The 26,154-nt window shown below is 60.3% G+C and carries 26 protein-coding genes; 15 read left to right on the top strand and 11 right to left on the bottom strand.

Annotation, left to right across the window (positions count from 1 at the left end):
- Window positions 1-485 precede the first annotated feature (485 nt).
- Together EDE05_RS22150 and EDE05_RS22145 are read right to left on the bottom strand one after the other, a co-directional pair.
- On the bottom strand, window positions 486-1,097 hold the full coding sequence (locus EDE05_RS22150; RefSeq protein WP_112803343.1) for a PilZ domain-containing protein: 612 nt from the start codon (window positions 1,095-1,097) through the stop codon (window positions 486-488).
- A 94-nt stretch (window positions 1,098-1,191) separates the two neighbouring features.
- Complete coding sequence (locus EDE05_RS22145) at window positions 1,192-1,779, bottom strand: PAS domain-containing protein (protein WP_112803341.1); 588 nt, start codon at window positions 1,777-1,779, stop codon at window positions 1,192-1,194.
- 219 nt (window positions 1,780-1,998) lie between these two features.
- Here EDE05_RS22145 and EDE05_RS22140 point away from each other — a divergent pair, with 219 nt between their 5' ends.
- Both EDE05_RS22140 and EDE05_RS22135 read left to right on the top strand, forming a co-directional pair.
- Complete coding sequence (locus tag EDE05_RS22140; protein ID WP_105374268.1) at window positions 1,999-2,748, top strand: rhomboid family intramembrane serine protease; 750 nt, start codon at window positions 1,999-2,001, stop codon at window positions 2,746-2,748.
- A 116-nt stretch (window positions 2,749-2,864) separates the two neighbouring features.
- Window positions 2,865-3,299 (top strand): CBS domain-containing protein, encoded by a 435-nt coding sequence (locus EDE05_RS22135; RefSeq protein WP_112803339.1) that lies wholly within the window; start codon window positions 2,865-2,867, stop codon window positions 3,297-3,299.
- A gap of 44 nt (window positions 3,300-3,343) precedes the next feature.
- On the opposite strand, the gene EDE05_RS22130 is transcribed toward EDE05_RS22135, so the two are convergent.
- From EDE05_RS22130 to folE, 3 genes are all read right to left on the bottom strand, one after another.
- Window positions 3,344-4,300, bottom strand: coding sequence for a patatin-like phospholipase family protein (locus EDE05_RS22130; RefSeq protein ID WP_112803337.1), 957 nt, complete (start codon window positions 4,298-4,300; stop codon window positions 3,344-3,346).
- Between the two features lie 109 nt (window positions 4,301-4,409).
- Window positions 4,410-4,871, bottom strand: coding sequence for a phosphoribosyl-AMP cyclohydrolase (hisI, locus tag EDE05_RS22125; RefSeq protein WP_112803335.1), 462 nt, complete (start codon window positions 4,869-4,871; stop codon window positions 4,410-4,412).
- A gap of 18 nt (window positions 4,872-4,889) precedes the next feature.
- On the bottom strand, window positions 4,890-5,504 hold the full coding sequence (folE, locus tag EDE05_RS22120) for a GTP cyclohydrolase I FolE (RefSeq protein ID WP_105374264.1): 615 nt from the start codon (window positions 5,502-5,504) through the stop codon (window positions 4,890-4,892).
- 286 nt (window positions 5,505-5,790) lie between these two features.
- Here folE and EDE05_RS22115 point away from each other — a divergent pair, with 286 nt between their 5' ends.
- The 4 genes from EDE05_RS22115 to thrS all read left to right on the top strand — a co-directional run bounded on the left by EDE05_RS22115 (window position 5,791) and on the right by thrS (window position 9,288).
- The gene (locus EDE05_RS22115; protein ID WP_112803333.1) at window positions 5,791-6,240 is read left to right on the top strand and encodes an iron-sulfur cluster assembly scaffold protein; all 450 of its coding nucleotides are present in this window, start codon (window positions 5,791-5,793) and stop codon (window positions 6,238-6,240) included.
- Window positions 6,241-6,242: 2 nt separating this feature from the next.
- Window positions 6,243-6,623: a membrane protein insertion efficiency factor YidD gene (gene yidD / locus EDE05_RS22110; protein WP_112803331.1), complete on the top strand. Its 381-nt coding sequence runs from the start codon at window positions 6,243-6,245 to the stop codon at window positions 6,621-6,623.
- Window positions 6,620-7,141, top strand: coding sequence for a DUF1697 domain-containing protein (locus tag EDE05_RS22105; protein WP_112803329.1), 522 nt, complete (start codon window positions 6,620-6,622; stop codon window positions 7,139-7,141). Before yidD ends, EDE05_RS22105 begins: the two co-directional genes overlap by 4 nt.
- Window positions 7,142-7,260: 119 nt before the next feature.
- Entirely contained in the window at window positions 7,261-9,288 is a 2,028-nt protein-coding gene (gene thrS / locus EDE05_RS22100) for a threonine--tRNA ligase (protein WP_112803328.1), read from the top strand.
- A 110-nt stretch (window positions 9,289-9,398) separates the two neighbouring features.
- Here thrS and EDE05_RS22095 read toward each other — a convergent pair whose 3' ends face one another.
- Window positions 9,399-10,337 (bottom strand): hypothetical protein, encoded by a 939-nt coding sequence (locus tag EDE05_RS22095; RefSeq protein WP_245505231.1) that lies wholly within the window; start codon window positions 10,335-10,337, stop codon window positions 9,399-9,401.
- A gap of 154 nt (window positions 10,338-10,491) precedes the next feature.
- Here EDE05_RS22095 and EDE05_RS22090 point away from each other — a divergent pair, with 154 nt between their 5' ends.
- Both EDE05_RS22090 and EDE05_RS22085 read left to right on the top strand, forming a co-directional pair.
- Complete coding sequence (locus tag EDE05_RS22090; RefSeq protein WP_132413180.1) at window positions 10,492-11,079, top strand: nitroreductase; 588 nt, start codon at window positions 10,492-10,494, stop codon at window positions 11,077-11,079.
- Window positions 11,079-11,684, top strand: coding sequence for a flavin reductase family protein (locus EDE05_RS22085; protein ID WP_112803322.1), 606 nt, complete (start codon window positions 11,079-11,081; stop codon window positions 11,682-11,684). Before EDE05_RS22090 ends, EDE05_RS22085 begins: the two co-directional genes overlap by 1 nt.
- On the opposite strand, the gene EDE05_RS22080 is transcribed toward EDE05_RS22085, so the two are convergent.
- Window positions 11,633-12,358: a hypothetical protein gene (locus tag EDE05_RS22080; RefSeq protein WP_132413178.1), complete on the bottom strand. Its 726-nt coding sequence runs from the start codon at window positions 12,356-12,358 to the stop codon at window positions 11,633-11,635. The two genes, EDE05_RS22085 and EDE05_RS22080, sit on opposite strands and share 52 nt — an antisense overlap.
- Window positions 12,359-12,446: 88 nt before the next feature.
- Here EDE05_RS22080 and EDE05_RS22075 point away from each other — a divergent pair, with 88 nt between their 5' ends.
- Window positions 12,447-13,574 (top strand): DUF2336 domain-containing protein, encoded by a 1,128-nt coding sequence (locus tag EDE05_RS22075; protein WP_132413176.1) that lies wholly within the window; start codon window positions 12,447-12,449, stop codon window positions 13,572-13,574.
- 4 nt (window positions 13,575-13,578) lie between these two features.
- On the opposite strand, the gene EDE05_RS22070 is transcribed toward EDE05_RS22075, so the two are convergent.
- Window positions 13,579-14,004, bottom strand: coding sequence for a hypothetical protein (locus EDE05_RS22070; protein WP_112803316.1), 426 nt, complete (start codon window positions 14,002-14,004; stop codon window positions 13,579-13,581).
- Between the two features lie 110 nt (window positions 14,005-14,114).
- On the opposite strand from EDE05_RS22070, the gene EDE05_RS22065 reads away from it, so the two are divergent.
- On the top strand, window positions 14,115-14,573 hold the full coding sequence (locus EDE05_RS22065; protein WP_112803314.1) for a GNAT family N-acetyltransferase: 459 nt from the start codon (window positions 14,115-14,117) through the stop codon (window positions 14,571-14,573).
- Here EDE05_RS22065 and EDE05_RS22060 read toward each other — a convergent pair.
- Window positions 14,551-15,792 (bottom strand): AI-2E family transporter, encoded by a 1,242-nt coding sequence (locus EDE05_RS22060; RefSeq protein ID WP_112803312.1) that lies wholly within the window; start codon window positions 15,790-15,792, stop codon window positions 14,551-14,553. The two genes, EDE05_RS22065 and EDE05_RS22060, sit on opposite strands and share 23 nt — an antisense overlap.
- Window positions 15,793-16,018: 226 nt before the next feature.
- Here EDE05_RS22060 and EDE05_RS22055 point away from each other — a divergent pair, with 226 nt between their 5' ends.
- The gene (locus EDE05_RS22055; RefSeq protein ID WP_134102952.1) at window positions 16,019-18,568 is read left to right on the top strand and encodes an HWE histidine kinase domain-containing protein; all 2,550 of its coding nucleotides are present in this window, start codon (window positions 16,019-16,021) and stop codon (window positions 18,566-18,568) included.
- Here EDE05_RS22055 and parE read toward each other — a convergent pair whose 3' ends face one another.
- Window positions 18,569-20,620, bottom strand: a complete 2,052-nt coding sequence (gene parE / locus EDE05_RS22050; RefSeq protein ID WP_112803307.1) for a DNA topoisomerase IV subunit B — start codon at window positions 20,618-20,620, stop codon at window positions 18,569-18,571.
- Between the two features lie 193 nt (window positions 20,621-20,813).
- On the opposite strand from parE, the gene EDE05_RS22045 reads away from it, so the two are divergent.
- The 4 genes from EDE05_RS22045 to EDE05_RS22030 all read left to right on the top strand — a co-directional run bounded on the left by EDE05_RS22045 (window position 20,814) and on the right by EDE05_RS22030 (window position 24,921).
- Window positions 20,814-21,698, top strand: a complete 885-nt coding sequence (locus EDE05_RS22045) for an alpha/beta fold hydrolase (protein WP_132413174.1) — start codon at window positions 20,814-20,816, stop codon at window positions 21,696-21,698.
- 140 nt (window positions 21,699-21,838) lie between these two features.
- Window positions 21,839-22,609, top strand: coding sequence for a triose-phosphate isomerase (gene tpiA / locus EDE05_RS22040; protein WP_105374249.1), 771 nt, complete (start codon window positions 21,839-21,841; stop codon window positions 22,607-22,609).
- 92 nt (window positions 22,610-22,701) lie between these two features.
- Window positions 22,702-23,157, top strand: a complete 456-nt coding sequence (gene secG, locus EDE05_RS22035; protein WP_105374315.1) for a preprotein translocase subunit SecG — start codon at window positions 22,702-22,704, stop codon at window positions 23,155-23,157.
- 135 nt (window positions 23,158-23,292) lie between these two features.
- Window positions 23,293-24,921, top strand: a complete 1,629-nt coding sequence (locus EDE05_RS22030) for a CTP synthase (protein WP_162712554.1) — start codon at window positions 23,293-23,295, stop codon at window positions 24,919-24,921.
- 40 nt (window positions 24,922-24,961) lie between these two features.
- Here EDE05_RS22030 and EDE05_RS22025 read toward each other — a convergent pair whose 3' ends face one another.
- Window positions 24,962-26,053, bottom strand: a complete 1,092-nt coding sequence (locus tag EDE05_RS22025; RefSeq protein ID WP_132413190.1) for a citrate synthase/methylcitrate synthase — start codon at window positions 26,051-26,053, stop codon at window positions 24,962-24,964.
- Window positions 26,054-26,154: the final 101 nt, after the last annotated feature.

Genomic DNA, 26,154 nt, shown 5'->3' with positions numbered 1-26,154 from the left:
AACACTGACACAGAGGGTTTGATCGACGGCAAAATACCGAAGTAAAATCAAACGCTTATTTGAATCGATTTCGCCTAAAATGCTGCTCGAATTTGATTCAAATTCTAACTATTCCGGCGAGCAACTGGTGAGAGGGCTTAATGCGGAGCATTGCCGCGACAATCGGCGTCGTGGGATAAGTTCTTTGACCGAAAAGGCTTTTCGAGGGGATTGAGGGTCATCACCCGCCGGACCGAGTGAAGCGCGGGAACGGTTAAATTAACCAAAGAACTCCGGCGGTCTCACCGATGGACGAGCCGGAAGAGCTTCGAACTCCCAAATCCGGGGCCATAGGCCTCAGAAAAAAAGTGCCAAAAGGGCACATTTTTTGATGAGGAGCAGATGGCGAGGGGGAAACGATCCCGCATCGCGCCATTGTCGCCGCTGTTGGCGAACGGGGGACGGCTCTTAGTGCGGGATTGGAAGGTAGAAAAGCGCCCTGCGGCTCAAAGAAATTCGGTTAGCGCTTCGCGGGACTGGACCGAATTGAATTCGATCGCGACGCCTTCCATGAAATGACGGACGACACGGCCGCGCATGCTCCCGAGGCGAACGGGCGTGCCGATCGACGGACGAACCTCGACGTCGACCGCCGCGCCCGAGAGCGAAAGGTCCATGATGCGGCAGTCATAACGGCGACCGTCATCGAGCGTGATTTCGGCACGGGTGTTGCGCGGTGCCAGACGATCATGGCGGCGATCTTCCGGCAAACCGAGTTCGTGCTTGTTGGCGATCCAGGTGAGCTGGGCGGCAAGTTTTTCGCGCTTGCGGTCGGTAGCGTTGATCGACATCGCAAAACCGTCGTCCGACACGCTGAGGACAGTGCCTTCCAGTCGGCCGATATGGTCGAGATAGGCGATCACGCGCTCACCCACGAGAGGCCGACCAAAACAGGCAAAGGTTACGTCGCCCGGGGACATATCCACGACGCTGCAGGGAAATTCCTCATGCGTCGCCAGCATCAGTCGCCCCGCGACATTGACCGACACGCGCTGAAACGTCCGCTGGGCGGGAACGGCCTGTTTGGCTGGGGGCGGGGCCGACTGAAATGAATACATCTGAAAGAGCTTTTCTCGTCGAGAGTGTACCTGAGATTGATAGCGCACCGCGGTTAACAGAATCTTTTATCCGAGAGGCGAATGCGAGAGAGCGTCAGAACTTACGATCTCGAATAGGCAAGTCCGAAGCCGGCTGCCGAAGCCCGGTGAGCGGACCCTGGTGATCGACAGTGACCGGTACGCCGAAATGCGAAGCCCCACCCGTGAGGAAGGTCCAGCTTTCCATCTCCAGTCCGTCGACCGGGAGGGCAATCGCCGGGAAAGGAGCGCCGCGCGGCAGGAGCGATCCGAAAAGGCGATCGCTCTCCATGCCGTCGGTCGAGCGGAGCGGCAGGAGAAGCATTTCATAGGCCTGGCGGGCGTCGGCGGTCACGGCGACGAGATCGACCAGAGCCGGCTGTTCGTGCCGAATGACGTTTTGAGCGATGTGCAGCGGCTGCTCGGCTTCGAACCAGACCTGGTCAAAGGCCATGCTGCGCAACTCGTAACCGAAGAGGTCACAGATCCGCGTTCCGGCCAGCCGGAAGGCCAGCACGCCCCGTTCATCCATCGCTGCGATGAAAAGGTGAGGAAGCAGGTGGCGCAGCGCCGTTGGATCGATTTCGGTCCGCAACGGAGCAGCGCGATCACCCTTTAGGTTGATCCAGTAGTCAAAGACCGCTCGGGTTGCCTGGTTACGCATCCGCCATTACCTGTCGCATTTCGAGACAAATCGCGCCTCATGCACGACCTTCATCCTTCACGGAGCGAATTTCATGCCACGGCGCAGCCATTACGGTTAAGGAACCATCAACCTCGATGGTGCCGATTCCATCAACCCCGGAATGCTTTCCTTCGGCATGCCGCTCCTATAAGGCTGACAGGGGATTTGCATCGCTGGTTTGAAAGCAAGAGGACAGGAATGAGCGACGAGCCGGACATGGCGGAGGAACGGCGGGAGCCGAGCGAAGGTTCGCCGCCAATCTTCAACCTGCCGCAAAGTCTGGTGGTGACATTGGCCCTGCTTGCCGGACTCTATGTTATTCAGGAATATCTGCTGGACGACGCAGCGCGGGCCGAGTTCATCTTCACGTTGGCCTTCATCCCGCTACGTTACGGTATCCCTTTGGGGGACCAGGATCTCGCCTGGTTATGGTCGCCGGTAACCTATTCGCTCCTCCACGGCGGCGTTGAACATATCCTCTTCAATGCGCTTTGGCTCATGGCGTTCGGGGCTCCGGTCGTCAGGCGCATCGGGACCTTCCGATATGTGGCCTTCTGGATTCTCTCAGCCGTGGCGGCGGCCTTTTTTCATGCCCTGCTCAACTGGAACAACGAAACCCTTCTGATCGGAGCATCGGGCGTCGTTTCAGCGCTCATGGGGGCTGCATGCCGGTTCGCTTTTCCAGGCGACCGCGGCTACGACAGGACCCACGGCCATCTCTACCCGCGGCAATCAATCCTCGGCTCCTTCAGAAACCGGACCGTCGTGATCTTTACCGCAATGTGGTTCGCCGGCAATCTTCTCATCGCCTTTGGAGTGCAATTGTTCGGCGCAGATCTGGGGCCGATTGCCTGGGACGCCCATATCGGCGGCTTCCTGTTCGGCTTCCTGCTCTTCGGATTGTTCGATCCCGTTCCTCCGAGCCGTGTGCCGATCACACAACCTTGATATGTTTTTGACTTAGCTCTAAAATTCGCCGCAGGCAGGGAGTCTTCACTGCGCATCTGCGCCGATCCTTGGGGGAGGGCGGCGTCTCAGCCATTCTGGTTTACGAGGAGAGAGCCATGGCAATAGTCGTCAAGAACATGCTCGATGCAAAAGGTCACGATGTCGTAACGGTGAGCCCGGATCGGACACTACTGGACGTCGCAGGCATGCTGCACGAAAAGAAGATCGGCGCGGTGGTGGTCATTGGCATGGAGGGCCGGATTGCCGGCATCTTCACCGAACGCGACCTCGTACGCTCGATCGCAACCAAGGGTCCCGGCGTGCTCGACCAACCGATCAAATCCTCCATGACCACCAACGTGCATCGGTGCAAGGAGGAAACGACCGTTGACGAATTGATGGGTATCATGACTGGCGGACGCTTCCGTCACGTGCCAGTCGAAAAGGACGGGAAACTCGTCGGCATCATTTCGATCGGGGACGTCGTCAAGTCGCGCATCCGGGAGATCGAGCTGGAGGCTGAACAGATCAAGGCCTACATCGCAGGTTGATCTTACCTTCGTGGCCCCGCCGCCGGGCGAGGTCACTTCTCCTCCTAGCGGGCAAACACTTCCTGCATCCGTTTGAGCGCAGAAATCTGCGCCATCGTCTCGGCATAGCCACGATCGATCGCCTCGCCAGCGCGATGAAATTCGGAGAGCCCTATATCGGCGAGGCGAGGATGCAATGCGAGATCGGGCGGATCACCGGCGAGCCTTGCGCGCGAAATCCGTTCCTGAATGATGTTGAACGCCTGAACCATCGTACCGGTAACTCCGACCCGCACGCCGTCCTTCTTTCGCTCGTCATCAACGGGCTGGACGCTGGCGCTGTGCTTGACCACCGCAGACCGGCCGAAGATTTCGTAGTTCAGGTTGACAGCGACCACGAGCGGCTGCTCGTAGGCTCGGCAGACGGAGGTCGGGACGGGATTTACGAGAGCGCCGTCGACCAGCGTCCGGTTGTTGCATTTCACTGGCTCAAAAATGCCAGGGAGTGCATATGAGGCCCGCAGGCCGGTAATCAGCGATCCGCTGGAAATCCAAACTTCGTGGCCCGTATGGAGTTCTGTCGCCACCGATACAAACGGGCGATCGAGATCTTCGATCGCGAGACCTTCAAGATGCTCCTGCATCCGCTTCGTCAGCCGCATACCGCCCAAGAGGCCGCCGCCGCCGATCGTCAAATCCAGCAGGCCCGCAATACGTCGCATGGTGAGCGAACGGGCAAAGGTTTCCAATTCGTCGAGCTTGCCAGCCAGATAACAGCCCCCTACGAGGGCACCGATCGATGTGCCGGCAATCATTCCGACTTCGATGCCGGTTTCGTCCAGCGCGCGCAATACGCCGATATGAGCCCAGCCACGGGCAGCGCCTCCGCCAAGGGCGAGCGCAAGCTTTGCTTTTGGAGGAGGCTCGATGATCGGGGGACGTGGTGGCTCCATCGTCTGCGCGCCGCCGCCTTCGGCAGGCGCAGCTTGCGGATCGTGACGACTCCAACTCCAGTTCAGCATCGACTAAAACCCTCCAAGCTGAACAACCCCCGGTCTGGCGATTATAGCGCGCGGACAGGTTTCGAAATCGTTTACCCGACTTTTCTGTGTCGAAAAACGAGGCAGTTGCTTATTTGGTTCCCCCGTCCGAATAGACGGCTTCCGGATCGAAATGGCGCAAGTCGTCGGCGATTTCAAGGACAGCGCTGCTGTCACTTTTTCTTACCGTCCGATAGAAACAGGAGCGACGACCTGTGTGGCATGCCGCGTCATGTCCGGCGACTGAAACCTTCAGCCAGACGGCATCCTGATCGCAATCGGTTCTGAGCTCGTGCACCGTCTGGAGATTACCGGATGTCTCGCCTTTCTTCCAGATCCTGCCGCGCGAACGGCTGTAGTAATGAGCGATGCCGGTCTCGATGGTCAGCGCCAGGGCCTCCGCGTTCATGTGGGCGACCATCAGCAGTTCGCCGTCGCGGGTATCGGTCACGACTGCGGTGACGAGGCCATTGCCGTCGAATCGCGGTGTAAAGGCACCTGGACCCTCGATTTCGGCCTTGTCTGCCGAAGGTTTTTCAAAAGAGATCGACATAGGGGTCTGGGCGGCCTGTCAGCGGTTGCGGACGAACGTGAAGAATCTCGCCTGCTCGGCGGCGTTGGTCTTGATCTCGCCGGTGAAGGTTGTCGTGATCGTTTGCGAACCCTGTTTCTGCACGCCGCGCATTTCCATGCACATATGCTCCGCCTCGATCATCACGGCAACGCCGCGAGGCTTCAGGGTCTCCTCGATCGCATGCGCGATCTGAGCAGTGAGATTTTCCTGCGTCTGCAGGCGCCGGCCAAAGATCTCCACCACCCGCGCAATCTTCGAAAGGCCAAGGACTCGGCCGTTCGGCAGATAGCCGACATGCGCCTTGCCCTTGATCGGCAGCATGTGGTGTTCGCAGTGGGAGAAGAACGGAATATCGCGCACGAGCACGATGTCGTCGTAACCGGAAACCTCCTCGAAGGTGCGGCCCAGAACTTCCTCCGCCGACTGTTCGTAGCCACCGAACAGCTCGCGATAGGCGGCAGCGACCCGCTTCGGCGTGTCGATCAGGCCTTCGCGCGCTGGATCGTCGCCTGCCCAACGAAGCAAAACCCGTACAGCTTCCTCAGCTTCCTGCTGGGATGGGCGGACCAGCTTCTCTTTCGAGGCCGGGAAATTCTTCACTATGGCATCCATCTATCGTCTCCCGATGCGGTTCAAGGCCGCATCCGACTGGCTTTATTCAAAGACTGAACAGTGTGAGGGCATCACGACTGATTTTTATGCAATCTGGTGCTATCTGATCGTTAGCAGTGGTTTTGACAAGGCATGCTATTCCCATTTCGGATGGATTTCGTGAAAACATCCTTCCTTGATGACGCCTTGCGAAAACCACATATAGTGGCACAAGCCCCTTTATGGTAGTCCGCGGCGAGCGAGACAATGTGTTCAAAATGGCGATGGCCTTACAAGCGAGCCTGAAATGGACGAAATCTACAGCAGCAAGATTCTCGAATTCGCCGGCAACATCACGCATGCTGGCAGCATGCCGGATGCGGATGCAAGTTCGGAAAAACATTCCAAGCTCTGCGGCTCCAAGGTGCGGGTCTATCTGAAACTGGATCACGGCACAGTCACGGACTTTGCGCATGAAGTCCGGGCCTGCGCGCTGGGGCAGGCATCGTCATCGATCATGGCACGGCACGTCATCGGCGCGACGGCCGATGAGATCCGCAAGGCTCGCGAGGACATGCTTGCCATGTTGAAGGAGGGCGGCGAGGGTCCCGAGGGCCGCTTCGAGGACATGCGCTACCTGAAGCCGGTCAAGGATTACAAAGCCCGCCATGCTTCCACGATGCTGACTTTTGAAGCCGTGGTCGACGCGATCAATCAGATCGAAGTGAAGGAACGGTCCGAGGCGGCCGCCATCTGACCATGTGCGACAGTCCGGATTGCCGACATCCCCAGCCACAGCAACGATCGCGCCGCTCCCGCAACTGGACGGGCCCGTTTCGCAAGACGCCGGGCAGACTTCTCGGCATGGGGCTGATCCGCCTGTACCAGCTGACGCTGTCCGGTTTCATCGGCAATTCCTGCCGCCATATCCCGACCTGTTCGGAATATGGCTACGAAGCGATCGCGCGCCACGGATTGTGGCCGGGAGGATGGCTTACCTTGTTCCGCGTCGCCCGTTGCGGGCCGGGCGGAAGCGGCGGACTGGATCCGGTGCCCGAGCTCCTTGACCAGCGCCTGCACTGGTGGACGCCCTGGCGCTATTGGCGAGGGTCTTCGCGCAAGGCATCGCTGCAGCAATGATCTACGTCGCACTGCTTCACAGCATCGTTCTCGGGGCCGGCAGGCGGGTCGTCATGGCTGACCTGCGCAGGATGGCCGAAGACATCGGCTATACGGATTGCCGTACACTGGTCTCCACCGGCAACCTCGTTTTTGAAGCGGCTCAGTCGTCCGTTTCCGATATCGAAGCGGTGCTGGAAACCGCTTTCGCCAACCGCTTCGGCAAGCATGTCGACATCCTGGTGCGCTCGCGGGAAGACTGGCTCAGGCTTGCCGCGGCCAATCCGTTTCCCGGAAGGGACGGTTCCGAAGTCGGAGTGCGGATCATGCGCAGCCCGCTCGATGAAAGCATCAAGAACTTGCTCGAACGACATAGAGACAGAGAACAGATAGCGGTCATCGACGGCAATCTCTGGGTCGATTTCGGCGGAAAGGCGAGCGAGACGAGGCTTCTCTCCGCGATGACGACGAAGAAGCTCGGCATAGGCACGAGCCGCAATGCCAACACCGTCGCCCGCCTCGCAGAAATGGTCGCCTGACCCGCCGGCCGCCTTTACTAAATCGGCGAAACACACTATCACCGCGCCCGTTAGCAGCCGGGCAATCCGGCCATTTGCCACCACCCGCATTCGTTGGCGGGACTGGACAGGAGAAAGACATGTCCCAATCCGTTTCCCTTACATTTCCCGATGGCTCCGTCCGCGTTTTCGATGCCGGAACGACCGGCCGCGACGTTGCGGAATCCATTTCCAAGTCCCTCGCCAAGAAGGCGGTCGCGGTTGCCATCAACGGCACCTTGCAGGACCTTGCCGATCCGGTGACGGGCGGCGCGATCGAAATCGTGACCCGCACCGATCCCCGCGCGCTGGAACTGATCCGCCACGACGCGGCGCACGTGATGGCGGAAGCCGTGCAGGAACTCTGGCCGGGAACGCAGGTCACCATCGGCCCGGTGATCGAGAACGGATTCTACTACGACTTCAAGCGTGTTCACCCGGATACGCGCGAGGATTGGCCCTTCACACCCGATGATCTGCCGAAGATCGAGGCGAAGATGAAGGAGATCATCGCGCGCAACGATGCCTTCACCAAGGAAGTCTGGCCACGCGAGAAGGCCCGCAACGTCTTTGCCGATATGGGCGAGGGCTACAAGGTCGAGCTCGTCGACGCGATCCCGGAAGACCAGGACCTCAAGATCTATCGCCAGGGCAAGTGGTTCGACCTCTGCCGCGGACCGCACATGGCCTCAACTGGCCAGATCGGCACTGCGTTCAAGTTGATGAAGGTGGCGGGCGCCTACTGGCGCGGCGATTCCAACAACGCGATGCTGACCCGCATCTACGGGACAGCCTGGGCCAGCCAGGAAGAGCTCGATCAATATCTGCATGTGCTGTCCGAAGCGGAAAAGCGCGACCACCGCAAGCTCGGCCGGGAAATGGATCTCTACCATTTTCAGGAAGAGGGACCGGGCGTCGTCTTCTGGCACGGCAAGGGCTGGCGTATGTTCCAGACGCTGACGGCCTATATGCGCCGCCGGCTTTCCGGCACCTATGAGGAAGTCAACGCGCCGCAGGTCCTCGATGCCTCGCTTTGGGAAACCTCGGGTCACTGGGGCTGGTACCAGGAAAACATGTTCGCCGTAAAATCGGCCTATGCCTTCACCCATCCGGACGACAAGGAAGCGGACAACCGCGTCTTCGCGCTGAAGCCGATGAACTGCCCGGGCCACGTGCAGATCTTCAAGCACGGTCTCAAGTCCTACCGCGAACTGCCTATACGGCTTGCAGAATTCGGCCTTGTCCATCGTTACGAAGCATCCGGCGCGCTTCACGGATTGATGCGCGTTCGCGGCTTCACCCAAGACGATGCGCATGTCTTCTGCACCGAAGAGCAGATGGCCGCCGAGTGCCTGCGCATCAATGATCTGATCCTTTCCGTCTATGAGGATTTCGGGTTCAAGGAAGTCGTGGTGAAACTCTCCACACGGCCGGAAAAGCGCGTCGGCTCCGACGAACTGTGGGACCGCGCAGAGAGCGTCATGACGGACGTCTTGAAGACGATCGAGGCGCAGTCCGGCGGGCGCATTAAGACCGGCATCCTGCCGGGCGAAGGTGCGTTCTACGGCCCCAAGTTCGAATATACACTGAAGGACGCCATCGGCCGCGAATGGCAGTGCGGCACGACGCAGGTGGACTTCAACCTGCCGGAACGGTTCGGCGCCTTCTATATCGACCAGAACTCGGAAAAGCGGCAGCCGGTGATGATCCATCGCGCCATCTGCGGCTCGATGGAACGGTTCCTCGGCATCCTGATCGAGAACTTCGCCGGGCATATGCCGCTCTGGTTCGCGCCGATGCAGGTCGTCGTGGCGACCATTACCTCGGACGCGGACGACTATGGCCGCGAAGTGGCCGAAGCGCTACGCGATGCCGGGCTGGTGGTGGAAACCGATTTCCGCAACGAGAAGATCAATTACAAGATCCGCGAGCATTCAGTCACCAAGGTGCCGGTCATCATCGTCTGCGGCAAAAAGGAGGCGGAGGAACGCTCTGTCAACATCCGCCGGCTCGGATCTCAGGCCCAGACGTCGATGAAGCTCGAAGAGGCCATCGCTTCGCTCAGCCTTGAGGCAACTCCTCCGGACCTGCTGCGTCGGATCGAGGCGAAGAGGGCTGCTGCCGCCTGACCGTCAAGCCGGCAGCGCTTGCCATCCGCAGGCGCTGTCGGCTGGTCCTTTTCCGGAAGAGCACGGCTGAAGACTGTAGGCGATGTAAAATTCAAGCAGACCGGCAGAGTTCAATTCTGCTGGTTCGAGGTACCGGCGACTTGCGCCGCATCGCGCATCAGCACTTCGACCTCGGTATTGCCGCCTGCCTTGACGGTGAAGGACCGCTGATAGATCTTGTTCTTGTTGCGCGCGACGGCGAGATATTCGCCCTCTGCCAGCACCATGGTCGAAAAGGCGCTGACGCTTTCGTTGACAACGTCGCCCGCCGCCGTCAGCACCGACCAGGCGGTGTCGGCTATGGCCTCGCCCCCTGGCTGCGATACAAGTTTCAAGGTGATCTGCGCTGCACGATGCTGCAGCACGGCCTGGGTAAGTTTGCCGGCCTCCACCTGGATATCAGCCCGTACCACAGCATTGACGTCGCCGTATTCGGAGACGACGTGATACGTGCCGGCGTTCAGCCGCACGACGGTGTTCGGCTTCACGTCCGCCATGACGAGCGGCCGGTCGCCGTTTTCCCGAACCTCCGACGAATAGACCGAGAAGCTGAGTTCGTTCGGGGGAATACGCTGGTCGGCGCCTGCGACGGCATTGAGGACGAAGCCGCCGGCGTCGAGCACCAATGTCTGCTTCGACACGTCACCGTCGGTGGGCACGTTCAATTTCTTGGTGACGCCAGCGCGACCGAAGGCGCAGTTGACGAAATAATCGCCCGGCATCAACTGGAACGCGGCCGAGCCGCCCTCCGAGCTTGCCACGAGCGGCAACTTGCCGTCTTCGCCGGCAATAGGGCTGAAGACACGCCAGACGAGGCCTTCCTGCATGACGCCGCCGTCCGCCGTCAGCTTGGCGTCGAAGAGCACATCCTTCGCGGCGACGCCGGCGGTTCCATCGGGCATTGCCGAAAAAGCATTGAGCTTCGGCATTTTTGCGGTGCTGTCGAGCTGACGGAAATTCCTGAAGGCATCGTCCTGGCCGAACGCACTGGCGGTGACGCCGAAAGCCATGCTTCCAGCGAGGATCCAGCGTGCCGCGAAGGAAGTGCCTGACATCTGTTGTGTACCGGTTGACTCTTCTTTTCCGAAACGTCACTTGAAGACCAATGCCAAGGCAATTTCAAGACCTTCCCACCGCATTCCGTTCCCAGTGAAAGTTTTGACCATGCAAAATGACATAAAGCTCATCGACTTCCTGCGCGACAGGCATTCCACACCCGTGGCCCAGATCAGGGAGCCCGGCCCATCGCAAGAAGAACTGGAAGCGATCCTCACATTTGCAACGCGCGTTCCAGATCACGGCAAGCTGGCGCCGTGGCGTCTGGTCGTCTATCGCGGCGATATACGCAGAAAGCTCGGAAAGGCGTTCCTTGCCCTTGCGCTCAAGACAACGCCCGATATGGCCGCTGCCGCAAAGGAGGCCGAACTTGCCCGCTTTACCCGGGCGCCGCTGGTGGTGGGCGTCGTCAGCACGGCCGCGGCGCATGTCAAGATTCCCGAATGGGAGCAGCAGCTTTCTGCCGGAGCCCTGTGCCTCAACATGCTGATAGCAGCAAATGCACATGGTTACGTCGCCAACTGGCGCACCGAGTGGATTGCCTATGACGAGGAGGCGCTTGCGCTTCTCGGCATCAAGCCGGGCGAGAAAGTCGCCGGATTCATCCATATCGGCTCCAGCGATTTCCAGACGCCCGATCGTCCGCGGCCGGAACTTTCGCAAGTCGTCACCTATGCAGGCGAAGGCGAGCCCTGATGTTTTATGCGACCAATACCAATCAGCATGGCCTGAAGCACGATCCTTTCAAGGCAATCGTGGCGCCTCGCCCGATTGGCTGGATCGGCACGAAGGGCAGGGACGGCTCCCTGAACCTCTCGCCCTATTCCTTCTTCAACATCGTCTCCGACCACCCGAAATTGGTGATGTTTTCCTCCAGCGGCCGCAAGCACAGCCTGCAGAACGCCGAAGAGACGGGTGTTTTCACCGCAAGCCTCGCAAGCCGGCATCTTGCCGAGCACGTGAATGCCTCATCGGCACCAGTCGCCTATGGGGTCAGCGAGTTTGAAGTGGCGGGGCTGACGCCGAAGATGGCGGAATTGGTCGATGCTCCCTATGTCGCCGAAGCCTATACGGTGCTGGAGTGCCGAGTGACGGAGATCATCCAGCCCAAAGGCCTGGACGGAAAAGGTGCCGAAGCCTTCATGGTCTTCGGGCAGGTGGTTGGCATCCATATCAGCGAGGATATTGTACGGGACGGTCGGATCGACATGAGTCTGGCAAGGCCGATCGCACGCATGGGCTATCGGGACTACGCAGACGGCGGGTCGGATGTCTTCGAAATGACCCGGCCAGGCAGTTGATCCGAAAAAATCTGATTAATTATCGGTATTTCCGATATTAGCCGGCTAATTTTCCCGTGAAAACCGCTATTGCGCGCCGCAATGCACGTGGATGTTAGACCAGCTTCATCGGCTTCATCCGAGATGGTATCCACCGCCATGACGCCTGCCGCCGCGGCCGCAAGCCCGACGGTGCCGCGGGCAAACGAAACGATGTCTGAAGAAGGGGAAGAGACGCCTTCCACATGCCAGCCAAGGCCGCTGACGCGTCTGCTACAGCGCTGGAAGCTCTTTGCGGCGAGTATCCCGGCAGCATCTGCAAGCGCGACGATGCTGGTGTCAGAACCGGAGCGGCCGGCCTTCGCCTCTGCGACCCGCAGAAGTACGTCGAGATGCTGGATGTCTGCGCCGCTGCGTGCACCGGCGAGAAGCACCGAATCGACCCCCGTCCGCACCGCCAGTTCGACGGCGGCCTCAATGCGGCCGGAAGAGAATGGCGGCAGCAGGACGCAGAGTGGAGTAGGCGCCTGGCCCCAAAATCCATGGCGATCTTCCAGAGCCTGCCACGACTCAGGAGGCCCGGTCAGATCGGCGACGATCCTGTCTGCACCGCTGCCAAGTATCTCCACCGGATCGGCAGACGGATGAACCAAGAGCCATGAGCGGATTTTCCAAGGGTTTTCCATGGTTAACAAGGATGGTGAACCAATCTTAAACTTTTTGCCCGTAGCGTATTTTCAACCAGCCAGGCGCGCGTTCTGGCATTAATTATCGGGGCTGGGCGTGATCGTACAGGCATTTCTTCGTTGGGCGGAAACGGCAAGGGCGGCAGACAGGGCGAAGGCGGCCAGCGCTCTTGGCCGGGCTTATCTGCGCTCGGCGCTGACTCCGGAACACCGGCGTGCCGCAGCGCTCGCGTTGACGCATCTTCTCGATGATCGGTCACCGCTGGTGCGGCTGGCACTGGCGGAGGCTCTCGCCGATGCCGTCGAGGCACCCCGGGCAATCATTCTTTCGCTTGCAGAAGATCAGCCCGAAATCGCCTGCACGGTGATAGCCCGCTCGCCCGTGCTCGCCGAAGGCGATCTCGTCGATCTCATTGGGCGAGGTGACAGCCTGACCCGAGGAATGATTGCAGCAAGGCGCACGCTTTCGCGCGGGGCTGCCGCGGCAATTGCCGAAATCGGATCCGAAAACGAGGTGACAATCCTGCTCGAGAACGAAACCGCCTCGGTCACCCGAATTTCGCTGCGGCGTATTGCAGAACGGTTCGGGCATTGCAGCGATATCCGTAACCTGCTGCTCGACCGGGAAGGCCTGCCGGCGGACGCACGGCATATGCTGGTGAACCAGATTTCAACAGCTCTCACCAATTCAGACCTGATGCGCGCTGTCCTTACGCCGGCTCGCATAAGCCAGGTCACGCGGGAAGCGGGAGAGGCGGCGGCAGTCACGATTGCCGGATTTGTAGGAGTGCCGGAGATTCCCGGTCTCGTCGAGCATTTGCGGGCGGCAGCGTGTTTGACGCCTGCATTCCTCATTCACACGCTCTGCAGCGGCAAGGTGGATTTCTTTGCCGGCGCGATAGTAGCCCTTTCCGGTCTGGACGACCGGCGTGTTCGGGCCATACTCGCGACCGGGCGGATGCATGCGGTCCGTGCACTTTTTGAATCCTGCGGGCTGCAGCGGGATATCGCGGTCGTGTTTGTAGAGGCCGTCTTTCTCTGGCGCGATGCCGCGGCAACGGGCGCGATCGACAGCATATCTGCCCTACTACTGAAAAAGTTCCAGCGGGCGGAGATGCAGATCTCGCCGGTCGCCGAGCTTCTGGGCATGATCGAAAAGCTTCATCACCTCGAGATGCGGCTCAATGCGCGCTCCTATGCAAGTGAAGTAGCGCTGGCCGCCTGACGGTTCAGCGCTGGAATTTCTTCGCAACCCAGGAATATCCGTCTTCGACCAGCCGCACCGGCTTTGTCATCAGCGTCGCCACGCCTTCGGTCGTCGGCAAGACGTTCCTGACCCGCTGGATGGCACGACCGGCGAGCGTCTCCTTTTCCTGCTCCGTTACCTCCGGCATTGGTTGCGCCGGCTCGGATGTCGCCACGGCGGGTTTGTCCTGCGGCAAAGGAACATTGGCGACTTCGGACGCCTCCGGCTTCTGGCATACGGCGATAATCATCGGATAGGGCTGGTTGGCATAGCCGGCGAGCTGCTGTTCCGACACCGCATCGCACATCTCGATCGTCGGCCAGCGGTTTTCCACCGTAGCGACGTAACGGCAGTCGGTTCCGGCGTCGTTGCAGCCGAGGATGGTCATTACGATGAGTGCGGCGTTCATGTCGTTTCCCTGTGGTGATCAACGTCACTAAGTCACCAATCTTGACGCGACCAAGGCAGTCTTCATAGATGCGTTGCCAAGATGACCGAATCCGGCAGGAACGAAAGCCAATGACCGTCACAATCGCTCTCGAACCGCCTCGACAGGCAGAGGTCTTGAGGCTTCTGGAGCTCTCCGACGCTTTTGCTGCCTCCCTTTACCCCGCAGAGAGCAACCACATGGTGGACATTTCCAGCCTCGAAGGGCCTGGAGTTTCATTCTTCGTGGCGCGCAACGGTGACAGGGCGGTCGGCTGTTGTGCACTCGTAGAGGCAGGCGACGGCACTGCCGAAATCAAACGTATGTTCGTGGACGAGGCTGCCCGCGGCCTGAAGCTGGGGCGCCGGCTGATGGAAATTGTCCTCGAACGGGCCGAAGCGCTCCATCTCGCGGCCATCCGACTGGAAACAGGAATTTACCAGCCGGAGGCGATCGGACTCTATCGTGCCTATGGTTTCGTCGAGATCAACGCCTTCGGCGACTACATGCCCGATCCCTTGAGCATCTTCATGGAGAAGAGGCTTTCCTGACAGGCAGTTCGGGAGGGAATTCCTCGACGGTTGCCGCGGAGGCAACCCGATCGACAGGTTCCGATTCCGGCCCTTCGGCCATCCGGGCTTCCCGGATCCATTCGCGCCAGATGGAGACCAGCAGCGCCATCAGCACCGGACCGATGAACAGGCCAAGGAAACCCATGGTGCTGACGCCGCCGACAAGGCCGAAGAAGGTCGGAAGGAACGGCAGCTTGATGGGGCCGCCGACGAGCCGGGGCCGCAACGTCTTGTCGACGATGAAAAGCTCGACCGTTCCCCACAGGAAAAGACTGCCCCCGGCGACATAGGAACCATTCGCCACCAGATAAAACGAGATGAGGGTGAAGGAGAGGGGGGCGCCGCCCGGGATAAGCGCCATGATGCCGGTAATGACGCCGAGGGTGACGGGCGAGGGGACGCCCGCGATAAAATAGGCGACGCCGAGAACGATACCTTCTCCAATTGCGATCAGCGTCTGGCCGGTGACCGTGGAGCTGATGGTTGCAGGGACCACGCGCGATATACGCTCCCAGCGCGACGGGAAGATGCGCTCGCCGAGCAGGTCGATCTGTTGGGAAAAGGAGGCGCCGTCGCGATAGACGAAAAAAAGCGCGATCAGCATGAAAAGCAGCATCAGCAGCAGATGGAAAGCACCGCCGCCGGCAGCCACCACCGCGCGATAGATGTTGCCGATGTTGGCGCCGCTGACGAGCTGGATCAGCTCGCCGATCGCGCCGGGAGAGCCGACATGTTGGACCCACTGAACGCCCATCCATTCGCCTGCCCAGGGCAAACCGATAATCCAGGCCGGCGGAGGAGCCCCGAAGCGATTGACCTCGGCAGCCCAGACGATCCATTGCCGAACCTCGTCGATCGTATAGGAGACGGCGATTCCGATCGGAACGATGAGAAAGGTCAGAATGAAGATAATGGCAAGGGTGGCACCAAGCGTGGTGCTACCGCCGATGCGGGCGAGAAGCTTGCGGTAAAGGGGCCAGCTTGCGAAACCGATCACCAAGGCGGCAAGAACAGGGACGACAAAACCGTGGAAGAAATAGATGCCAGCCGCGGCGACCAGCACCAGGAGCCAACGTGCGGCCGAGATTGGCGGGATCAGAGCCACCCTCGGCGCGGCTGGCCCCAGCCACCGCGGCTCCTTCGGTCCATTGCGATCGTTGTTCAGACTCACCCGTTGTCCTTCCTGGTTTCGCGTCATATGGCGTTTGCTGCGCCAGGCTACAAGACTATGCTCTTCGCCGTTAAAAGGAAGCTTACTTACTTGCCCTAGACGCCAGATGCGATAGAAATATGAAATCAGCCTCCGGTTACGGTCGGAATTGCAAATCAACCTTCTTGATGGGGCTTCTCTGAGCCTCGACGGAATGCGGAGGTGTCCGCCGCTGTTTTGCGGCCTAGCGGGACCCACCTCAGGGACTTCAAATATGCCTTCCATGCATACGGTCGACCTAACGAACTGCGACCGAGAGCCTATCCATATCCCCGGCAGCATTCAGCCTCACGGATGCCTTTTGGCTTGCGATGCCGCTGGGGCAGTCGTCGTTCAGCATTCGGAAAACGCTTCGGGAATGCTTTCCGTGCCGGGTGATCTCAATGGACAACGGCTGGAGGAGGTTGTCGGCGGGGAGGCCGCGCACGCGTTGCGCAATGCGCTTGCGACCTGCGACGACCCGGCGCGGCCGGCGCTGAGGCACGGCCTGCGGCTTGCCTCCGGCGCGATCTTTGACGTTTCCATCCACACGCTAAACTCCAAGGTGATCCTGGAGTTCGAACCGGCATCAACCGATTCCGACCAGCCACTCGAAGTTGCCCGAATGCTGATCAGCCGCGTCCGCAACATGACGAGCCTAGATCGATTGATCGAAAACGGCGCACGGCTGATGTATGCCATGCTCGGATATGATCGGGTCATGATCTACCGCTTCGAGGAAGACGGGGCCGGAAAGGTCATCAGCGAATACAAGCGCAGGGATCTGGAAAGTTTCAAGGGCCAGTATTTTCCCGCGGGCGACATTCCGAAACAGGCTCGAGCTCTCTATATGAAGAACACGATCCGGGTAATCTCGGACGCCACCAATCCGCGCGTACCGATAGTGCCGGAGGTGGATGAAGACGGAGAGGCGCTCGATCTGTCCTTCGCTCATCTTCGCAGCGTGTCGCCCATCCACTGCGAATATCTGCGCAACATGGGCGTCGCCGCGTCGATGTCCATCTCGATCGTGATCGACGACGAGCTGTGGGGCCTGATCGCCTGTCATCACTATTCGCCGAAGGTGCTTTCCATGCCGCAGCGCGTGGCTGCGGAAACCTTCGGGGAATTCTTTTCCCTGCATCTCGGTACTCTCAAGCAGCGGCAGCTCATGAACGCGGCGGACAGCGCCCGGCGGTCCCTGGACCGTTTCCTGCAAGCCGCCTCCCATCATGCCGATGTCAGCGCTCTCCTGCGCAACTCACTTTCCGATTTCGGCAAGATGCTGCCATGCGATGGCGTCGGGTTGTGGTTGGACGGCGGTTGGACCACTGATGGAGCAGCTCCGCTTCGTCATTCTGCAGAGGACCTGGCAACCCAGATCGGCGAGCTCTCGGGTGGAAAGATCTGGGCGAGCCATCAGATTTCCAGGGATTTGTCCGGGGTGGTCGCTCTGCCCGAGGACATCTGCGGCGTGCTGGCGATCCCTCTCTCTCAAAGGGCGCGGGACTACCTGTTTTTCTTCCGTCGAGAGATGGTTCAGGCGCTGAACTGGGCGGGCAATCCGGAAAAGTCCTATGATACGGGCCCGCTCGGAGACCGGCTGACGCCTCGAAAAAGTTTTTCCATCTGGAAGGAAACGGTGCGGCAGCAGGCTGCGTCATGGACTTTGAGCGATCGCGAAATCGCAGATGCCATCCGTGCCGTTCTGGTCGAGATCGTTCTGCATCAGAAGGAGCTTCTGGCGGACGAACGCGGCAAGGCGGACCTTCGCCAGCGTATGCTCAACGAGGAACTGAACCACCGCGTCAAGAACATACTATCGGTGATCAGGGCGCTTGTGGGCCATTCGATCGAGGCCGATGTCAGCCTGAAAGACTATATCGGTTCGTTGAAAGGCCGCATTCAGGCACTGGCTTTCGCCCACGACCAGGTGGTGCGCGGCGGGGATGGCGGGGTTTTGTCGGATCTCCTGGAAGCCGAACTGAAACCTTATAGCGAAGGCACCCGCAAGCTTAACCTCAAAGGACCGCGCGTTTGGCTCGATAGCCGAGCCTTCTCCGTAATGGCGCTTGTATTTCATGAAATGTCCACCAACGCTGCGAAATACGGCTCTCTTTCGGTGCCCAACGGACAGCTCGATATCGAATGGTCAAAGCTGGCGAATGGCGATTGTGAGCTTTTCTGGACCGAAAGCGCAGGTCCGCCAGTCAATCCTCCCAGCCGCAGCGGCTTCGGCAGCGTTCTGATCACCCGCAGCGTCCCGTACGAGCTGGAAGGGGCGTCGAAGGTTGAATACAGAAAAGAAGGCGTCACGGCTCGCTTCCTGGTTCCATCCAAACACATTCACGGTGACGATGAACCGATGGAGATCGAAGAGCCGGAAGCAATCCCGGAACCTCCCGGAAAGGCGGGGCTTTCCAAGCTGAACGATCTGGAACTCCTTCTCGTCGAGGACCAGATGCTGATCGCCGCCGATGTGGAAGCAATGCTCGCCGACTACGGAATCGCCAAGGTAACGACCACGCCTTCTACGGCCGACGCCTTCCGCAAGCTCAAGAATTTCACCCCTGACGTCGCCATCCTGGACGTCAACCTCGGTTCGGATACGTCCCTGCCGATAGCCGAGGAACTGATCCGGCGCGATGTGCCGTTCATCTTCGCAACCGGCTACAGCGACAAATCGATCATTCCCTCGACCTTTACAGCCCCTGTAGTCCGCAAGCCTTACGAGGCGGCGGCGTTGATCGGCGCCGTTACCAAGGTGCTTGGCGACAGGTATTGATCAGATATCGAGATTGTCGGCGAAGGCAGCGCGCTCCTGGATGAACCGGAAGCGAGCGTCCGCCTTGGTTCCCATCAGGTTGTCGACCGCCTCGCGGGTGCCCTCAAAATCCACGTCATCGATGGCCACGCGCAAGAGCGTGCGGTGGGCCGGATCCATCGTGGTTTCCTTGAGCTGCGCCGGCATCATCTCGCCGAGGCCTTTGAAGCGCCCGATTTCCACCTTCTTGCCCTTGAACACCGTTTCCATAAGCTCGGCCCGATGCGCATCGTCGCGGGCGTAGACGGTTTTTGCGCCCTGGCGCAGCACGTAGAGCGGCGGCACGGCGAGGTAGAGATGGTTGCCGCGGATCAGCTCCGGCATTTCCTGGTAGAAGAAGGTAATCAGAAGTGACGCGATATGAGCGCCGTCGACATCGGCGTCGGTCATGATGATAACGCGCTCGTAGCGAAGATCTTCCTCGCGGTATTTCGTGCGTGTGCCACAGCCGAGCGCCTGGATGAGATCGGCGATCTGCTGGTTGGCGGAAAGCTTCTCACGGCTGGCGCTGCCGACGTTCAAAATTTTACCGCGGAGCGGCAGAATCGCCTGATTGGCGCGATTGCGGCCCTGCTTTGCCGAACCGCCTGCCGAATCGCCTTCGACGATGAAGAGTTCGGCACCCTCGGCCGTGTTCTGCGAGCAGTCGGCAAGCTTGCCGGGGAGGCGCAACTTGCGGACCGCCGTCTTTCTGTTGACTTCCTTTTCCTTGCGCCGCCGCAGGCGCTCCTCGGCGCGTTCGATCACCCAGTCGAGGAGTTTCGCCGCTTCGTTCGGATTGCCGGCGAGATAGTGGTCGAAGGGGTCGCGAAGCACGTTTTCAACGAGACGCTGCGCTTCGACCGTCGCAAGCTTATCCTTCGTCTGGCCGACGAATTCCGGTTCGCGGATAAAGACGGAGAGCATGCCAACGGCTGAGATCATCACGTCGTCGGTGGTGATCTGAGCAGCCCGCTTGTTCTGGGTCAGCTCCGCATAGTTCTTCAGACCCTTGGTGAGCGCGATGCGCAAACCGGCTTCGTGCGTGCCGCCTTCGGGCGTCGGGATGGTATTGCAATAGGAATGGACCTGCGGGTCGCCACCATACCAGGTGATCGCCCACTCCATAGCGCCGTGTCCGCCGGTCTTTTCGGTCCGGCCGGCAAAGATTTCGCGGGTGACGGTAAAATCCTTGCCAAGGGTGGCAGACAGATAATCTTTCAATCCGCCCGGAAAGTGAAAAACCGCCTTTTCAGGAATTTCGCCGCCGGCAATCACGACGCCCGGATCGCAGCTCCAGCGGATTTCCACGCCTCCGAAGAGATATGCCTTCGAACGGGCCATGCGGAAGATCCGGCCGGCGTCGAATTTCGCATGGTCGCCGAAGATCTGCGGATCGGGGTGGAACCGCACCCGGGTGCCGCGGCGGTTGTGGACGTCGCCCAACTCTTCCAGGCCGCCCTGCGGTACGCCGCGCGAAAAGCGCTGGCGATAAAGCTTTCGGTTGCGGGCGACTTCGACCTCGAGCGAATCCGACAAGGCGTTGACGACCGACACACCGACCCCATGCAGACCGCCGGAGGTTTCGTAGGCCTTGCCATCGAACTTACCGCCCGCATGAAGCTTGGTCATGATCACTTCCAGGGTCGACTTGCCCGGCACCTGCGGATGGTTCTCGACCGGAATGCCGCGACCGTTGTCGGTGACCGTCAGAAAGCCTTCCGAATCCAGATGCACTTCGATGAAATTCGCATGGCCGGCAACGGCCTCGTCCATCGAGTTGTCGATGACTTCCGCAAAAAGGTGATGGAGGGCTTTCTCGTCCGTACCGCCGATATACATGCCCGGACGCATCCGCACCGGTTCCAGACCTTCGAGCACGCGGATCGACGATGCGCCATAGTCGTCACCGGAGGATTGCGCCGGGGCAGGGCGCGGTGTCGAGGGCTCGGCCTTTATGGCGGGCGTGGGTTCGGCGGCGACTGGCTTTGACGTCAAAGGCAGTTCGGCGAAAAGGTCGTTATTGTCATCCATCGGCTGTGTCGGTACTACCTGTCGGGGTGCGGAGGAAGAAGCCATACCCATCTCGTGCTGTTTCGAATCACTCGCGATTCTGCCAGAAACCCGGCCTTTTCGCGATGTCGCGAGGAAACGTCTATGCGAGGAATGCGTTGCGCGGCCGCGAATGGCAAGGCGCTACGGATGCAGTAAACAGGTGATGCCGACCATGTCCACAATTCATTTCGTCTCAGGCACGGTTTTTGCTGGTCTGCTCGCTTTTGTCGGCCCGTCCGCGGCGGCAGCAGACGGCCCGATCAGACCGTTCAAGGACGATCTTTTTTCAAATCAGACAGTGCTGCGGACCGAGGATGGCGGCGCTTACGAGGTGATCGACTACCAGGAAATGCGCGACATCAACGGCCGCGATCGGGAGCCGGAACGCCGCGTCAAGGACGCCTATGTCTCAGTGGGGGTGCGGCGCCACCAGGAGAACGAGACGCTGGCAATCGAAAACCGAGCGATTGATGTCACCAGGGTGGGACAGGCCAAGGGTGCGATCTTTACGGTCATCTTCATTCACGGGCGGGGAGGCGACAGACGGCTCGGGGCCAACGACTATACATTCGGCGGCAACTTCAACCGCCTGAAGAACCTCGCTGTGAACAATGGCGGAACCTATTATGCGCCGAGCGTCACCTCCTTCGGTGACAAGGGTATCGCCGACATCGCCGCATTGATCCGCCATTCCTTCCAGCAATCCTCCGGCCGGCCGGTGATTCTTGCCTGCGCGTCGATGGGAGGCCTCATCTGCCAGGGGATCAGTAGCGACCCGGAGGCTGCGCGTCACCTAAAGGGCATGGTGTTGCTCGGCGGACCTCCGGACTTGAAGCTGCCGATAAGTGCTCTCGCAGGGGCGAAGGTACCCATCTATTTCGCCCATGGAAGTGCCGACAGCGTCTATAAAGCGGAGGAGCAGACAGCGATCTATCGCAAGCTCAAGCGCGCCGATTATCCGGTCCGCTTCGCCTTGTTTCAAACGGGCAGCCACGGCACGCCGATCCGAATGGTGGATTGGCGCAAGGCCTTGAACTTCGTGCTGGGTGCCCGCTGAACTGGACACAACAACCGAAGTCTTTGAACAAACCTCGTCTTTTGCGTACCAATTTTCGCAGGAAGCGTCTAAACACTTGCCATATCCGCGGAGGTTTCGGTCTTGGCCGACAGGATCGTAAGAAAGAGGAATAGCTGCCTATGACGCCAGATGTGCGCCCGCTCGTTGCCGGAAACTGGAAAATGAATGGCACTCGTGAGTCCTTAAACGAGATCAAGGCTATGGCCGAAGGTGTCCAGGGCGCCTTGTCGGAAAAAGTCGACGCGCTGATCTGCCCTCCGGCGACGCTGCTCTATGTGGCGACGGCGCTGTGCACGGACAGCCCGCTGGCGATCGGCGCGCAGGACTGCCACCAGAAAGGCAACGGCGCCCATACGGGCGATATTTCCGCGGAGATGATCGCCGACTGCTTTGGGACCTATGCCATCGTCGGCCACTCCGAACGGCGCACGGACCACGCAGAAAGTGACGAGCTCGTGCGCGCCAAGGCGGAAGCCGCATATGGCGCCGGCCTCACGGCCATCGTCTGCATTGGCGAAACAGCCGATGAACGCAAATCCGGCCAGACGCTCGATATCTTGAAGCGTCAGCTCGCGGGCTCCGTTCCGGCCGCCGCCACGGCAAGCAACACCGTCATCGCATATGAGCCCGTATGGGCGATCGGCACGGGGCTTACACCAACAACAGAGGACGTGAAGGCCGCCCATGCCTTCATGCGCTCCGAACTCGCTGCCCGCTTCGGCGAGGAGGGCAGGCGGATGCGGATCCTCTATGGCGGATCCGTGAAGCCTGCCAACGCCAAGGAACTGATGAGCGTCGATAATGTCGACGGGGCGCTGATCGGCGGCGCCAGCTTGAAAGCGGCCGACTTCCTCGCCATCTATCGCGTCTATGACGGGCTGAGCGCCTAAAGCTCTTCAAGGGGCTTGGAATGCGCGCGGCTCTCATGTAAAGAGCCGCCAACCTCTTAAGTTGCCTCCGCTCCGGAGGCATGGATTTTGATATGCAGACCGTTCTGATCGTCATTCACCTCATGATCGTGCTCGCGCTGGTGGGCGTCGTGCTGATCCAGCGCTCCGAAGGCGGCGGGCTCGGCGTCGGCGGCGGCTCCGGCTTCATGTCGGCACGCGGCACAGCCAATGCGTTGACCCGCACGACGGCCATTCTTGCGACGCTCTTCTTCATCACGTCGCTGGCTCTCGGCATCCTGGCGCGCTACGAAAGCCGTCCGAGCGATATCCTGAACCGCATTCCCCAGAGCCAGCAGGGCCAGGGCGGCGGCATTCTCGATCAGCTTGGCCCGGCGCCGACCCAGGCTCCAGCGCAATCGGGCAACGGCGTTCCTTCGGGTTCCGGCGCTGCGGCACCGGCGCCTGCAGCACCCGCAACGGGCGCTGCTCCGGCTCCCGCAGCCCCGGCCGCGCCAGCGGCACCGACGGGTGTACCGACCGGTCAATAAGACACGGTCGACGCTTCAAGCTCCGGCAGGCCAAAAGCCTGCCGGTTTTATTTTGTGAAGATTCCACAGGCGTTTTCGTCGAGCGGACGATTTGGACTGGCGGAATCACCAATGAAAAGGTATCCGGTGACTCCCATGGCGCGATATGTATTCATCACTGGCGGCGTGGTTTCCTCCCTCGGAAAGGGAATTGCGGCCGCAGCACTTGGAGCACTGCTGCAAGCCCGGGGTTACCGGGTGCGGCTCAGAAAACTCGACCCCTATCTCAATGTCGATCCCGGCACGATGAGCCCGACCCAACACGGCGAGGTCTTCGTGACGGATGACGGAGCGGAGACCGACCTCGATCTTGGGCACTACGAGCGCTTTACGGGGCGTTCCGCGACCAAGACCGACAACATCACCACGGGTCGCATCTACAAGAACATCATCGACAAGGAACGGCGCGGCGACTATCTCGGCGCGACAGTGCAGGTCATTCCTCACGTCACCAACGAGATCAAGGATTTCGTCGTCGAGGGCAATGGCGACTACGACTTCGTCATCTGCGAGATCGGCGGCACGGTCGGCGACATCGAGGCGATGCCTTTCATGGAAGCGATCCGCCAGCTCGGCAACGATCTGCCGCGCGGAACCGCGATCTATGTCCACCTGACCCTGATGCCCTTCATTCCGGCCGCCGGCGAGCTGAAAACCAAGCCCACCCAGCATTCGGTCAAAGAACTGCAGGCACTCGGCATTGCACCCGACATTCTTCTCGTGCGCGCCGACCGGGAAATCCCAGAGGCCGAACGCCGCAAGCTGTCGTTGTTCTGCAACGTGCGGCCGTCTGCGGTCATCCAGGCGCTCGACGTCGCCAATATCTACGACGTGCCGATGGCCTATCACAAGGAAGGCCTGGACAACGAAGTTCTCGCCGCTTTCGGCATCGAGCCGGCCCCGAAGCCGCGCCTGGAGCCTTGGGAAGAAGTCTGCAACCGCATCCGCACGCCGGAAGGCGAAGTGACGATCGCCATCGTCGGCAAATATACCGGCCTCAAGGATGCCTATAAATCGCTGATCGAGGCACTGCATCACGGCGGCATCGCCAACCACGTCAAGGTCAAGCTCGAGTGGATCGAATCGGAGATCTTCGAAAAGGAAGACCCGGCGCCGTGGCTGGAAAAAGTCCATGGGATCCTGGTGCCGGGCGGCTTCGGCGAGCGCGGCGCACAGGGCAAGATCAATGCGGCCCGTTTTGCGCGTGAACGCAAGGTGCCGTATTTCGGCATCTGCTTCGGCATGCAAATGGCCGTCATCGAGGCCGCCCGTAACCTTGCGGGCATCGAAAAGGCATCGTCGACGGAATTCGGTCCCTCAAAGGAGCCTGTGGTCGGTCTGATGACCGAGTGGGTGAAGGGCAACGAGCTCGAAATCCGTTCGGCTGCCGGCGACCTCGGCGGCACGATGCGGCTTGGCGCCTACAAGGCGGCCCTCAAGAAGGAAACCAAGATCGCCGACATCTATGGCTCGACGGATATCTCCGAACGCCACCGTCACCGCTATGAGGTGAACGTGGATTACAAGGAGCGGCTGGAGAATTGCGGGCTGGTCTTTTCGGGCATGTCTCCGGACGGCCTCCTGCCGGAGACGATCGAGTATCCCGATCACCCGTGGTTCATCGGCGTTCAGTACCATCCGGAACTGAAGAGCCGGCCGCTCGATCCGCACCCGCTCTTTGCGAGCTTCATCGAAGCGGCCCTGGAACAGAGCCGCCTCGTTTGATGCAATCAAGAAAACCCGGTGCTCAGGCCCGGGTTTTCTTTCAGGCGGCCTGCGGTACCGGTCCGATATAGGCCGACCGCGGACGGATCAACCGTCCCTCGAGCGCCTGCTCGCGAGCATGCGCGATCCAGCCGATCGTGCGACCGATCGCGAAGACACCCGTAAATGCCTCACGCGGAAACTTCAGCGCGTCGAGTAGCATGGCGGTGTAGAACTCCACGTTGACATCAAGCGTGCGGTCGGTCTTGCGTTCTCTCAAGATTGCAAGGGCTGCCTGTTCGACCGCTTCGGCGAGCCGGATGCGGTCGGCATCAACCTGGCCGGCGGCGACCAGGGGAGCGAGCGCTCCCTTCAACGCGTCGGCGCGGGGATCCCTCACGCGATAGATGCGATGGCCAAAGCCCATCAAACGCTCACCGCGATCGAGCGCCTGTCCGAGCCATTTCCTTGCATTCTCTTCGGTACCAATGGCGTCAAGCATATCCAGCACCGGCCCCGGCGCTCCGCCATGCAAAGGTCCTTTGAGGGCACTGATGGCGGCCAGTACCGAAGAGGTGAGGCCGGCCTTAGTGGAGGCTATCACGCGAGCGGCGAAGGTCGACGCATTGAGGCCGTGGTCCGAAATCGTCACCAGATAGGCATCCAGCGCCGATACCTGCTCGGCGGTCGGCAGGCTTCCCGTCAACATTGCAAGAATGTCGGCGGATTGGGAGAGTGACGGGTTGGGAGCGACCGGCGCCTTACCCTCCCGAATCCTCAGGACTGCCGGCAGGAAGACGGCGGGGGCGGCGAGCAAAAGGAGCGCGGCCCCGAAGTCGTCACCGTCCGGAAGACGTGCGATCAGGGCGCGCACGGCATCGACAGGCGGAAGGTCCGTCAGCGTGCCATCCATCGCCTGCACATGAACAAAAACTTCGCCACGCGCCCGACCCAGAGAAGCCCGCAGTTCTGCGGCTCCGATCGGGCGTTCCAGCAGTCCATCGAGCAACAAGGCGGCGACGTCCTCGTAGCTTCTTGCATCTTCAACGAGCTCTTCCAGCGATATGCCGCGTATGATCAGCCGGCCCGCATCTCCATCGACGTCAGAGAGCCGGGTTTCTGCGGCAATGACGTCTTCAAGTCCGTTCTTCATGGGTGTTTCTCCAATGAAAGAACACAAGGGCAAGAACGCTTATTTTCGCGGCTTTTCCTTGGGTTCGGTTATGTTTTGACCGGCGTTTGGGCCCGATCAGT

It is taken from the genome of Neorhizobium sp. R1-B (assembly GCF_004368875.1).
In the GTDB taxonomy this organism is placed as follows: domain Bacteria; phylum Pseudomonadota; class Alphaproteobacteria; order Rhizobiales; family Rhizobiaceae; genus Neorhizobium; species Neorhizobium huautlense.
This window is presented reverse-complemented; position numbering and strand designations above follow the sequence as displayed.